The following is an 11,469-nucleotide window of genomic DNA, read 5'->3' on the forward strand; positions in this document are numbered from 1 at the left end:
AATGAATTTGATCCGGGGAGGAACCATGCCCACCATCATCGCCACGGACCGCGACGGGCAGGAACATGCGCTGGCGGCCAAGGCCGGCCTCTCGCTGATGGAAAACCTGCGGGACAATGATCTGGATGTGGCGGCCATCTGTGGCGGCTGCTGTTCATGCGCCACCTGCCATGTCTATGTCGATGCGGATTGGCTGGGGGCCTTGGATCCGCAGGCCATGGATGAACGGGAACTGGTGCAGGACAGTGCGCATTTCCGCGATGGGGTATCGCGGCTGTCATGCCAGATCAGGGTGACCGATCGGCTGGACGGGCTGCGGGTGACGTTGGCGCCGGAGGATTGAGGGGGGTGCACCGTCGTTGCAGCCCCCTCCACCGTCACCCCGGCGAAGGCCGGGGCCCAAATCATAGAGCAAAGCGCCTGTCATCTGGGCCCCGGCCTTCGCCAGGGTGACGGTAGAGATTGCAGAGACCCTCACAGCCCAGACTTTCACGGGGAAACCGGAGTGATGGAATGTGAAGGCAAACTCACACCTCCACCACCACCCACACCCGTCCCCCCTCCACCTTCGTCTCGAACATCATCAGCGGCCGGTACCCCGCCCCGCCCAGGCAACGCCCGCCCTCGTTCAGGTCGAAGCGCGCGCCATGCAGGGGGCAGACCAGGACGCCCCCGCGCAGCCGCCCCTCCTCCAGACCACTGGCGGCATGGGTGCACATGTTGCGCACGGCCCTGATGTCCACGCCCGTGCGGCAGAGCAGGATATCCTCCCCGCCGGCATGGACCAGGCGCTTGTCCCCGTCGACCAGATCGGACAGGGCACAGACATCAAAAGCCGTCACCATGGCTACCTCATGTTCCTCAATCGCCGGCGCCCACATCCGTGGGCTTGGCTACGCGCCATGGGGCGCGCGGCGGCAGTCGCCGCCGGAATCCACCGATCATATCAATGATCGGTGGATTCATGACCGCCGCTGGTCAAAGCGGCGGCCGACCATGGCGGCGGCGATGTTGATCTTCTGGATGTCCACGGCCCCGCCGGCAATGCCCCAGCCCCAGCTGTCGCGCAGGCGGCGCTCCATGCCGTATTCATGGGAATAGCCGTAGCCGCCCATGAGCTGCACCGCCGCCCCCGTCACCTCGCGCGATATCTCATTCGCGAAACACTTCGCGACGGAGCTTTCGATCAGGCTCGGCATACCGTCCTGGGCATTGCTGGCCGCGCGATGGATCAGCAGCCGGGCCGCCTCCACCTTCATCTTCATTTCCGCCAGCTTGATCTGCACCGCCTGGAATTCCACGATGGCGCGGCCGAACTGCTTGCGTTCCTGGACGTAGTCCGTGACCTCCTCCAAGGCCCCCGATGCCTGGGCCAGCGACATGGTGGCATTGCCGCAGCGTTCCAGGTCGAACGCCTCCATCATCTTCTTGAAGCCGCCGGCGCCGACAATGACATTGTCGGCCGGGATTTCGACATCGTCGAAATAGATGTCGGAACTGGGGATGCCGCGAAAGCCCATCAGCTGCTCATTGGCCCCGAAGCTGAGCCCCTTCATGCCCTTTTCGACAAAGACCGCGCCGATGCCCTTGGCCCCCGCATCGTCCGACATGCGCACATAGACGACATAGCCGTCGGCATGGCCACCGCCGGAGCACCAGCGCTTGGTGCCGTTCAGGTACAGCTTGCCACCCCGTTCGCTCACCCGGCTGGTCAGGTCGGTCAGGGCCGATCCGGCTTCCGGTTCCGACATGGCGATGGCCACGATCATCTCACCCTTGCAGACGGCGGGCACCACCCGTTCGCGCAGCGCCTTGGTGCCGAAATGTTCGATGGCCCGCACCGGGCCCACACAGCTTTCGAATACCGGGAAGGCGACGGCGGAGCTGATCTTGGCCAGTTCCTCCAGCACCACCAGGGCCTCCAGATTGCCCAGGCCCATGCCGCCATATTCGACCGGTATATTTATACCCAGGAACCCCTGTTCCGCATAACGGCGTACCCAGTCCTTGGGGCAGGGCTCCCCCATCTGATCCAGATGCTTGGCCAGCGGACGCAACTGTTCCTGCGCGAAGCGGCGCGCGGCATCCCGCAGCTCCCGCTGCGCCTCGGTCATTTGGAAATCCATGGGTCCTTATCCCTCCCCATCCTGCCGGCCCGCCTTGTTCTTGATGATCGGAAAGCGGCGGCGCGCTGAATTCGCACGGGCCTGCGGCGCCTGTCGCGCGCTGGTCGCTTTCCATATCTATACGCAGAGACAGTTTTTTGTATACAGAAAAACGCCGATGCTGATATAAAGCCCATCAGGATTGAAAACCAGCGCAGGTGCAGGCTTGCGCATCCCCCGGTTCCGGCGGACCATGGGGAAAAGGGCGGCACAGCCCGTGACAAAGGGGAGGAAAACAGGATGGATCTGGGTCTGAAGGGCAGGAAGGCCATCGTCACCGGCGCCACCAAGGGCATCGGCCGCAAGATCGTGGAGGTCCTGGCCGATGAGGGCTGCGACATCGCACTCTGCGCCCGTTCCGGGGACGAGGTGGCGGAGACGGTGGCTGCCCTGCGCGCCAAGGGCGTCAATGCCGTGGGCGAGGCGGTGAATGTCCGCGATGGCGACGCCTATAAAGCCTGGATCGCGAAGGCTGGCGAACAGCTGGGCGGCATCGACATCCTGGTGCCCAACGTGTCCGGTGGTGCCGGCATGGACAGCGAGAAGAACTGGCAGCGCAATTTCGAGGTGGATGTGATGGGCGCGGTGCGCGCGGTGGAAACCGCCGTGCCGTTCCTGAAGAAATCCGGCGAAGGGTCGGTGGTGTTCATCGTGTCGACCAACGCCATCGAAACATTCGCGGCCCCCATGGCATATAATGCGCTGAAGGCCAGCCTGATCACCTATGCCAAGCAGCTGGGCCAGTTCCATGGCAAGCGGCGCATCCGTTTCAACGCCCTGTCGCCGGGCCCGATCTTCGTGGAGGGCGGCGCCTGGGACATGATCCGGACCTCGCAGCCGGACTTTTACAACGCCACCATCGCCGCCCATCCGTTCGGCCGCATGGGCACGGCGGAGGAGGTGGCCAAGGCCGTGGCCTTCCTGGCCAGCCCGGCGGCCGGCTGGGTCAACGGCACCCACCTGATCGTCGATGGCGGATATACCAAGGGCGTGCATTTCTGATCCGGAGGACGTGGTCATGCCGATCAAACGGGTCCAGCCGGGCGATTTCACCCGCACCCCCATCGAGAAGGCCCCCGATCCCGACCTGGGCCACGCCATCATCGCCAAGGAACGCTACACCTCCCCCGATTTCATGAAGCTGGAATGGGAACGGATGTGGAAACGCAGCTGGCTGATGGGCTGCCGCGAGGACGATATTCCAGAGCCGGGCGATTATGTCTGCACGGAGATCGGGCGGGAGGCGATCCTGATCGTCCGCCAGACGGACATGTCGATCCGCGCCTTCTATAATGTCTGCCAGCATCGCGGCAACCGGCTGGTCCCGCCCGGCATCGGCCACCTGAACAGCTTCAAATGCGCCTATCACCATTGGGAATACGGCCTGCATGGCGATTTCGTGCGCATCCCGGACAAGGAGACGTTCCCGCAGGGCACGCCCTGCCGGGGATTGCCGGAAGTGCCGTGCGACACCTGGGGCAGCTTCGTCTGGTTCAACCTGAACAAGGACGCGGAGCCGCTGCGCGACTTCCTGGGTGTCATCCCGGAACATCTGGACCCGTATCATTTCGACCGCATGGCGATGACGCGGGATTGGACCATCGAATGGGACTGCAATTGGAAAGCGTCCGTCGATGCGTTCAACGAGAGCTATCATGTGCAGGGCATCCACCCGCAGCTGCTCTATTACCTGGATGACCTGGACATCCAGATCGACTGTTACGAACGGCACAGCCGTTACCTGGTGCCGTTCGCCACCACCAGCCCGCGGGTCAAGGAAACCTCCGACATCCCGCCACTGATCCGCCTGATCATGAAGCAGGCCGGCATGGACCCGGCCGATTTTGATGGCAAGACGCGGGAGGTGCGGCTGGCCGTGCAGAAATGGAAGCGGGAGAATGGCGCGTCACTGGGCCATGATTATTCAGACCTGAACAATGACCAGCTGACCGACGACTATCACTATCTGATCTTCCCCAACCTGACGATGAACGTGCATGCGGATGATCTGATGCTGTTCCGCCAGCGCCCGCACCCGACCGATCCCAACAAGATGTATTACGACCTCCAGAATTTCCGCCTGCTGAAGGCGGGGGAGGAAAAGCCGGAACGGCCCGAACACCGCTTCTACCGCCATGGGGAGAAGTCGCTGGGCCAGGTGCTGGACCAGGACGCCTACAATCTGCCCGGCGTGCAGCTTGGCATGCAGTCGGAAGGCTTTCCGGGCCTGTGGCTGGGCGACCAGGAACTGCGCATCCGGCATTTCCACAAGGTGATCGACGATTACGTCTATGGGGCGGCGGGTGGCCCCGGCGGCGTGGGTTGATCACTGCCTTTCCCGCTCGTCCTTCCCAAGGAACCAACCATGCAGCTCAACCGCGACGAACTGCTTCAGGCGTACCGCCGCATGCGGACCATCCGCGAATTCGAGGAGCGGCTTCATATCGAGAACCGCACCGGGGAGATCGCCGGCTTCACCCACCTCTATGCGGGACAGGAGGCCGTGGCCGTCGGTGTATGCGAACACCTGACCGACAAGGACTGGATCGCATCCACCCATCGCGGCCATGGCCATTGCATCGCCAAGGGCTGTGACGTCGACGGGATGATGAAGGAGATCTATGGACGTGCCGACGGCCTGTGCAAGGGCAAGGGCGGGTCCATGCATATCGCCGATCTGGACAAGGGCATGCTGGGCGCCAACGCCATCGTCGGCGGCGGCCCGCCCATCGCCGTGGGGGCCGCCATCGCCGCCAAGCTGGCGGGCGAAGGCCATGTCGCCGTCAGCTTCACCGGCGATGGCGGGTCCAACCAGGGCACGGTGCTGGAGGCCCTCAACATGGCCGCCGTGCTGAAGGTGCCGAAGATCTTCGTGTTCGAGAATAATGGTTATTCGGAGCATACGGGATCAGCCTATTCCCTGGCCGGCCAGGATCTGGGCCGGCGGGTGGAAGGGTTCGGCATCCCGGTGTTCCGCGCCGACGGTTTCGATTTCTTCTCCGTGTACGAGGCGATGCGCCAGGCACTGGACGTGTCGCGCAAGGGTGGTGGGCCGGCGGCGGTCTATGCCACCTGCACCCGCTATTTCGGCCATTTCGAGGGCGATCCCCAGCTTTACCGCGCCAAGGGCGAGGTGGAGCGGTTCCGCGAGGAAAGCGACTGCCTGAAGGGCTTCCGCGCCCGCGTCACCGAGGCGGGGCTGCTGGATGCGGCCACGCTGGACGCCATTGATGCCGAGGTGCTGGCGCAGATCGATGCGGCGACGGTTGCGGCCAAGGCGGCGGCCCCGCCGGTGCCGGCCGATGTGCTGACCGACGTCTATATCAGCTATTGAACGGGAGAGGATGAATGCCCGTCATCACCATGCGCGAGGCCCTGAACGAGGCCTTGCATCTTGAAATGGAACGCGACCCCCGCGTCATCGTGCTGGGGGAGGATGTGTCCGGTGGGGCCGGGGGAACGTCCGGCCAGCGCGATGCCGCCGGCGGCATCTTCGGCGTCACCAAGGGCCTGATCCACAAGTTCGGCGACGGCCGGGTCATCGACACGCCCATTTCCGAAAGCTGCATCATCGGCGCCGCCAATGGCGCGGCGCTGGCGGGATTGCGCCCCGTGGCCGAGCTGATGTTCGCCGATTTCGTCGGCGTGGCCATGGACCAGATTTTCAACCAGGCCGCCAAATTCCGCTACATGTTCGGCGGCAAGGCGCGCACGCCGCTGGTCATCCGCATGTCGTTCGGCGCCGGCATGAACTGTGCGGCCCAGCATTCGCAGACGATCTATCCCTTCATGACCGCCGTGCCGGGCCTGAAGGTGGTGGTGCCGTCCACGCCCTACGATGCCAAGGGCCTGATGCTGACCGCCATCCGCGACGATGATCCGGTGGTGTTCTTCGAACACAAGGCCTTGTACAGCCGCAAGGGCGAGGTGCCCGAGGGCGATTACGCCATCCCGTTCGGGGAGGCGGCTTTGGTGCGCGAGGGCGACCATGTCACCGTCGTGGCGCTTGGCCGCATGGTGCCGTTCGCGGAGAAGGCGGTGGACAAGCTGGCGGCCGAGGGCATCACCTGCGACCTGATCGACCCGCGCACCACCAGCCCGCTGGATGAGGAAACCATCCTGGAAAGCGTGTCCAATACCGGAAGGCTGGTGGTGGTGGATGAAAGCCCGCCGCGCTGTTCGGTGGCGTCCGACATCGCCGCCATCGTAGCGCAGAAGGGCTTCCGCGACCTGAAAGCCCCGATCGAACTGGTGACCGCCCCGCACACGCCGGTGCCGTTCGCGCGGGAACTGGAACGGGCCTATGTGCCCGGCCCCGCCCAGATCGAGGCCGCAATCGCCAAGGTGCTGGCCGATGGCTGAGATCCACCCCATCACCCTGCCCAAATGGGGCATCGAAATGTCGGAAGGCACGCTTTCCGCCTGGCACCTGGCCCTAGGCGCCACGGCGGAGAAGGGTGCCGAACTGGTCGATATCGAGACGGAGAAGATCGTCAACACCCTCGACCTGGAGGTTGGTGGCACCCTGCGCCGGCAACTGGCCCGGCCCGGCGACACACTGCCCGTGGGCGCCCTGATCGCGGTGCTGGCCGACGCGTCGGTGCCGGAAAGTGCGATCGACGCGTTCGTGAAAGGGTATCGGGCGATCGATGTGTCGTTCGAGCCGAAGGAGGGGGGCAGTAACGCCCCCGCCCCTTCCAACCGTCATCCCGGCGAAAGCCAGGATGACGGTGGAGAGGCGGGAAGGGTAGACCCCGCCATCCTTTCCGCCCGCAACGAAGCAGCATATGCCAGCCCGCTGGCGCGGCGGCTGGCCAACAGGCTGGGCGTCGATCTTTCCACGCTCGCCGGCACCGGCCAGAAGGGCCGCATCAGCCAGGAGGATGTGGAAAGGGCCGCCGCCACGCGCCCGGCAGTGACACCAGCCCCCATCCCCACCGGCCCCGAACCCCATGCCAGCCCCATCGCCCAGAAGCTGGCCCGCAAGATTGGCATGAGCCTGCACGGCATCATCGGCACGGGTGCACGCGGCCGCGTCAGTCTGGTCGATGTGCAGACGACAGCCAGGGCCCGCGGCCTGCTCCCACCTCCCGCACCCCTCTCCCCACCCCCGCCGGCGGCCGGCCCCGCCGCGCGCAAGCTGGCGGGTGACCTGGGCATCGACCTGTGCAATGTCACCCCCACCGGCCCCAAGGGCCACGCCACCAAGCAGGATGTGCGCGACGCGGCGGACCGGGCATCCGCCCCGGTGGCCCCGGCGGCGTACGACCTGCTGCCCCTGACCCCTATGCGCAAGGCGATCGCCACGGCCCTGGTCAATGCCAAGCAGACGGTGCCGCATTTCTATCTGACGGCCGACGTCACCATGGATGCGCTGCTGTCCTTCCGCGAACAGCTGAACGCCAGGCCCAACAGCCCTTGCCGGCTGTCGGTCAACGACCTGCTGGTGAAGGCAGCAGCGTGCGCGCTGATGGAGGTGCCCGACGTCAATGTCCATTGGGCCGATGACGGTATCCGCCGTTTCCGGTCCGCCGATATCTCCGTCGCCGTGGCGATCGAGGGCGGGCTGCTGACGCCGGTTGTCAAGGGGGCGGAGGTGCTGGACCCCTGGGCGATTTCCGCCAAAGCGTCCGACCTGGCCGACCGGGCGCGCAAGCGCACGCTGACCAGGGAGGAGATCAGCGGCGGCACCTTCACCCTCTCCAACCTGGGCATGTTCGGCATCCGCCAGTTCCAGGCCATCATCAACCCGCCCCAAGGCGCCATCCTGGCCGTCGGCACGACAAGGCGGGAGGCGCGGGAACGGCCGGATGGCGGGGTCGCCTTCGCCTCGGTCATGTCGCTGACTCTGTCCTGTGATCACCGTGCCGTTGACGGGGCGCTGGGGGCGAAATTCCTGGCTGCCCTGGGCAGGCGGCTGGAGGACCCGATCGGGTTGCTGCTGTAGGTAGGGATCACCCACAAAACTCTTGGGCACCTTCGCTACCACTCTCTCCGCCGGGGTGACGATGGATATTGCTGGAACCCTCACAGCCCAGACTTTCGAGGAAGTCCCAAAAAGGGGGCAAAGGCGCTCTACATTACCTCGCCGCCCGCAATTCCCCGATGAAGCTGTCGAAGCCTTTGCGCAGACCATCCGCCTGACGCGACAGGTCGGCCGAGGCCGCCCCTACCTCGCCGGCGGCCGTACCGACCGCGTCGGCGGCACCGGCGACACCGGAGACATTCTCTCCCACTTCCGTCGTGGCCATGGCGGCCATCTGCACATTGCGGGCGATTTCCGCCGTAGCGGCACCCTGCTGTTCCACCGCCGCCGCGATGGTGCCGGAAATCTGGTCCATCTCGCGGATCGTGCGCTCGATGGTGGTGATGGCGTCCACTGCCTTGCCCATGCGGGCCTGCATCTCCGCCACCTGGGCGGCGATATCCTGCGTGGCGCGGGCGGTCTGGTTGGCCAGCTGCTTGACCTCGCCGGCCACGACGGCGAAGCCCTTGCCAGCCTCACCGGCCCGTGCCGCCTCGATCGTGGCGTTCAGCGCCAGCAGGTTGGTCTGTTCGGCAATGTCGGCGATCAGGTCGACCACCTGGTTGATGCGTCCCGCCGCCTCCGCCAGGGCGCCGATCGTGCCCTCGGCATTGCCGGCCTCCACCACCGCCTCGCGCGCCACCGCCGTCGACCGCCCGACCTGGGACACGATCTCCCCGATCGAGGCGGACAGTTCCTCCGTCGCGGACGCCACGGTGGCGACATTGTCGGCGGCACGGTCGGCGGCGATATGGGCGGACCGGGCCATGCCGGTGGTGTCGGCCACCGACCGGCGCATCTGGCCGGCACTGCCATCCAGCTGCGATGCCGCCTGGGCCACCCCATCCACCATGCCGCGTACATGGTCGTCCAGCCGGGCCGCCATTTCATCCAGCTTGGCGGAATGGCGGGCGGCGTTTTCCTCCAGATAGACGGAGATGACCAGATCCATGTCCAGCATCACCGCCAGGTTGACAGCGCGCAGCACATCGGCCAGTGCCGCTTCCGCCGCCGCCTTGTTCCAGCGGCTGCCCGACCCGGTGACCAGCGCCTTGTACAGGCGCGACAGGGTGATGGCATAGCCGCCCATGTACCAGCGCGGTTCCAGCCCCAGCACCGAATGCACCCGGCCAATGGCCTTCACCCCGTCGAAATAGGACTGATCGAAGCGGCCGGAGAACAGGTTCAGCCAATGTTCAAGCTGCTTCTCGCGCGCATGGCGCATCGCCGCCTCGTTGCGGAACATCGCCACCATCGACGGCCAGCGCTTCAGGTCCGCATAGAACGCATCGATGATGCCCGGCAGGGCGGCGGCGATCCGGGGACGCACATCCGCCAGCACCGCGCGCACCTGCGCGTCGATACCCACGAAGGCAAGGCGTTCTTCCCAGTCGGCGGCACTCTGTTCCAAGATCAACTCCCCTGTTTTCCTTAGGCTTCCGCTTGGTCGCGCGGCTCTTGAACGACGGCTAAACTACTTTAGGCGCCAACGATTACCACAATGAATCGTAGCAGGTGTGATCAAAGTCGGTGATTACATCGGTAACCGCCCAATGGACACCGGTAACATTGGAGACGGTTGAGAGACTAATGGTTCCGTCACCAAATCATCACCTGCTTGACCCTGGGCATGGGTTTCGCTAATAAATGACCGTTCAGTCATTAAGTGGACACCATGACCGACGACACCCCCATCCGCCCCCGCTCCCGCCGCAAGGAGGCGCGGCCGGCGGAGCTGCTGGCCGCCGCCCTGGATTGCTTTGCGGAAAAGGGCTTTGCCGCCACCCGCATGGACGACATCGCGCGCCGGGCCGGCGTGGCCAAGGGCACCTTCTATCTTTATTTCCCGTCCAAGGAGGCGGTGTTCGAGGCGCTGGTGCGCGAGAACATCCTGCCAAGGCTGGAAGCGCTGGAAAGGGTGGGGCAGGCCGGGGGCGGCAGTGCATCCGCCCGGCTGCGCGCCATCCTGGCCGGGCTGGCGCCGGTGATCGGCAATCCCAGGCTGGTGGCGATCCCCAAGCTGGTGCTGTCGGAGGCGGGGAACTTCCCCGACATGGCCCGCTTCTACCGGCGGGAGGTGGTGGAACGCGGCCTGCGCCTGATGACCGGCCTGATCCGCAACGGTATCGCGGCAGGCGAATTCCGGCCCCTGCCCGACCCGGCGGTCACCGCCCGGCTGTTCATGGCCCCGGTGCTGATGGCGGCCCTTTGGCAGGCCGGCTTCGCCGCGACGGATGAGACGCCGCTGCCCGTGGAAACGCTGCTGTCCACCCATGCCGACCTGTTCATCCGGTCGATCGCGGCCGAGCAAGGCACGGGAGGTGCCGCATGATCCGTAAACTGATCCCGCTTGCCCTGCTGCTGCCGCTGGCTTCCTGCGGTCCGTCCAATGATGGAAACACCCTGCAGGGCTATGTGGAGGGCGACTATCTACGCATCGCCGCCCCGGAAGCCGCCTGGATCGGCGAGGTGCCCCTAACGGAAGGCACCGTGGTGAAGAAGGGCCAGCGCCTGTTCACCCTGGACGATACCGCCGCCGTCGCCGCCCTGGCGGAAGCGAAGGCCGGGCTGGCCCAGGCCGAAGCCGCCTTGGCCGACCGGCGGCTGGGTGCCAGGGCGGAAGAGATCAAGGGGTTCGAGGCACAGCGGCGGGAGGCCGATGCCGCCCTGAAACTGGCCCGCCAGGACCTGGATCGGCAGAAATCCCTGGCAGCGGAGAGCGTGGCGGCGCGGGCGCGGCTGGAACAGGCGCAGGCCACCGCATCGCAGGCCGCCGCCCGGCTGGAGCAGGTGACGGCGCAGCTGGCCACCGCCCGCCTGCCCGCCCGGCCGGACCAGCTGGCCGCCGCCGAGGCCACGGTGGAGGCCGCCCGCGCCAGCGTGGCCCAGGCGGAATGGCGCCTGTCGCAGCGCCATATCGACAGCCCGGCCGATGCCCTGGTCGATGACATCGTGCGCCGCCCCGGTGAATGGGCGCCGGCCGGCGGCGTGGTGGTCAGCCTGCTGCCGCCCGACCATGTGAAGCTGGTGCTGTTCGTGCCGCAGACGCGCCGCGCGGGGCTGGCGCCGGGCGCCAAGCTTGCCGTCACCTGCGACGGCTGCAAGCCCGGCCTGACGGCCCAGGTCACCCGCATCGCATCCGACGCCGAATATACCCCGCCGGTGATCTATAGCCGGGAGACCCGCGCCAAGCTGGTCTACCGGGTGGAAGCGGCACTGACCCCCGATCCGGCCGCACTCCATCCCGGCCAGCCCGTCTCGGCGGAGCCGGCACCGTGA

11 protein-coding genes are annotated in these 11,469 nt (G+C 66.1%); 8 read left to right on the forward strand and 3 right to left on the reverse strand.

Annotation, left to right across the window (positions count from 1 at the left end; genetic code table 11):
- The first annotated feature begins 25 nt into the window (after nt 1-25).
- Complete coding sequence (locus tag ACM9HJ_RS22615; protein ID WP_416574033.1) at nt 26-343, forward strand: 2Fe-2S iron-sulfur cluster-binding protein; 318 nt, start codon at nt 26-28, stop codon at nt 341-343.
- Between the two features lie 184 nt (nt 344-527).
- Here the strand turns inward: ACM9HJ_RS22615 and ACM9HJ_RS22620 are convergent, their stop codons facing one another.
- Together ACM9HJ_RS22620 and ACM9HJ_RS22625 are read right to left on the reverse strand one after the other, a co-directional pair.
- Entirely contained in the window at nt 528-845 is a 318-nt protein-coding gene (locus tag ACM9HJ_RS22620) for a Rieske (2Fe-2S) protein (RefSeq protein ID WP_416574034.1), read from the reverse strand.
- A gap of 117 nt (nt 846-962) precedes the next feature.
- Complete coding sequence (locus ACM9HJ_RS22625; RefSeq protein WP_416574035.1) at nt 963-2,126, reverse strand: acyl-CoA dehydrogenase family protein; 1,164 nt, start codon at nt 2,124-2,126, stop codon at nt 963-965.
- A 279-nt stretch (nt 2,127-2,405) separates the two neighbouring features.
- Here ACM9HJ_RS22625 and ACM9HJ_RS22630 point away from each other — a divergent pair, with 279 nt between their 5' ends.
- The 5 genes from ACM9HJ_RS22630 to ACM9HJ_RS22650 are packed head-to-tail and all read left to right on the forward strand — an operon-like array spanning nt 2,406 to nt 8,112.
- Complete coding sequence (locus ACM9HJ_RS22630; RefSeq protein ID WP_416574036.1) at nt 2,406-3,167, forward strand: SDR family NAD(P)-dependent oxidoreductase; 762 nt, start codon at nt 2,406-2,408, stop codon at nt 3,165-3,167.
- A 16-nt stretch (nt 3,168-3,183) separates the two neighbouring features.
- Nucleotides 3,184-4,491, forward strand: a complete 1,308-nt coding sequence (locus ACM9HJ_RS22635; RefSeq protein ID WP_416574037.1) for an aromatic ring-hydroxylating oxygenase subunit alpha — start codon at nt 3,184-3,186, stop codon at nt 4,489-4,491.
- Between the two features lie 39 nt (nt 4,492-4,530).
- Nucleotides 4,531-5,499 (forward strand): thiamine pyrophosphate-dependent dehydrogenase E1 component subunit alpha, encoded by a 969-nt coding sequence (locus ACM9HJ_RS22640; protein ID WP_416574038.1) that lies wholly within the window; start codon nt 4,531-4,533, stop codon nt 5,497-5,499.
- A 14-nt stretch (nt 5,500-5,513) separates the two neighbouring features.
- On the forward strand, nt 5,514-6,527 hold the full coding sequence (locus ACM9HJ_RS22645; RefSeq protein WP_416574039.1) for an alpha-ketoacid dehydrogenase subunit beta: 1,014 nt from the start codon (nt 5,514-5,516) through the stop codon (nt 6,525-6,527).
- Nucleotides 6,520-8,112, forward strand: a complete 1,593-nt coding sequence (locus ACM9HJ_RS22650; RefSeq protein ID WP_416574040.1) for a 2-oxo acid dehydrogenase subunit E2 — start codon at nt 6,520-6,522, stop codon at nt 8,110-8,112. Before ACM9HJ_RS22645 ends, ACM9HJ_RS22650 begins: the two co-directional genes overlap by 8 nt.
- Before the next feature lie 133 nt (nt 8,113-8,245).
- On the opposite strand, the gene ACM9HJ_RS22655 is transcribed toward ACM9HJ_RS22650, so the two are convergent.
- Nucleotides 8,246-9,601, reverse strand: coding sequence for a protoglobin domain-containing protein (locus ACM9HJ_RS22655; RefSeq protein ID WP_416574041.1), 1,356 nt, complete (start codon nt 9,599-9,601; stop codon nt 8,246-8,248).
- A gap of 264 nt (nt 9,602-9,865) precedes the next feature.
- Between ACM9HJ_RS22655 and ACM9HJ_RS22660 the strand changes: the two genes are divergently transcribed.
- Together ACM9HJ_RS22660 and ACM9HJ_RS22665 are read left to right on the forward strand one after the other, a co-directional pair.
- Nucleotides 9,866-10,522, forward strand: coding sequence for a TetR/AcrR family transcriptional regulator (locus tag ACM9HJ_RS22660; protein WP_416574042.1), 657 nt, complete (start codon nt 9,866-9,868; stop codon nt 10,520-10,522).
- Nucleotides 10,519-11,469: an HlyD family secretion protein gene (locus ACM9HJ_RS22665; protein WP_416574043.1), complete on the forward strand. Its 951-nt coding sequence runs from the start codon at nt 10,519-10,521 to the stop codon at nt 11,467-11,469. The genes ACM9HJ_RS22660 and ACM9HJ_RS22665 overlap by 4 nt, the downstream gene beginning before the upstream one ends.

The organism is Niveispirillum sp. KHB5.9 (assembly GCF_048066115.1).
Lineage (GTDB): Bacteria > Pseudomonadota > Alphaproteobacteria > Azospirillales > Azospirillaceae > Niveispirillum.

What these genes read in the sequence shown, in the direction of transcription:
- ACM9HJ_RS22615 (WP_416574033.1), top strand. Translation starts at nt 26, where the DNA reads ATGCCCACCATCATCGCCACGGACCGCGACGGGCAGGAACATGCGCTG.
- ACM9HJ_RS22620 (WP_416574034.1), bottom strand. Translation starts at nt 845, where the DNA reads ATGGTGACGGCTTTTGATGTCTGTGCCCTGTCCGATCTGGTCGACGGG.
- ACM9HJ_RS22625 (WP_416574035.1), bottom strand. Translation starts at nt 2,126, where the DNA reads ATGGATTTCCAAATGACCGAGGCGCAGCGGGAGCTGCGGGATGCCGCG.
- ACM9HJ_RS22630 (WP_416574036.1), top strand. Translation starts at nt 2,406, where the DNA reads ATGGATCTGGGTCTGAAGGGCAGGAAGGCCATCGTCACCGGCGCCACC.
- ACM9HJ_RS22635 (WP_416574037.1), top strand. Translation starts at nt 3,184, where the DNA reads ATGCCGATCAAACGGGTCCAGCCGGGCGATTTCACCCGCACCCCCATC.
- ACM9HJ_RS22640 (WP_416574038.1), top strand. Translation starts at nt 4,531, where the DNA reads ATGCAGCTCAACCGCGACGAACTGCTTCAGGCGTACCGCCGCATGCGG.
- ACM9HJ_RS22645 (WP_416574039.1), top strand. Translation starts at nt 5,514, where the DNA reads ATGCCCGTCATCACCATGCGCGAGGCCCTGAACGAGGCCTTGCATCTT.
- ACM9HJ_RS22650 (WP_416574040.1), top strand. Translation starts at nt 6,520, where the DNA reads ATGGCTGAGATCCACCCCATCACCCTGCCCAAATGGGGCATCGAAATG.
- ACM9HJ_RS22660 (WP_416574042.1), top strand. Translation starts at nt 9,866, where the DNA reads ATGACCGACGACACCCCCATCCGCCCCCGCTCCCGCCGCAAGGAGGCG.
- ACM9HJ_RS22665 (WP_416574043.1), top strand. Translation starts at nt 10,519, where the DNA reads ATGATCCGTAAACTGATCCCGCTTGCCCTGCTGCTGCCGCTGGCTTCC.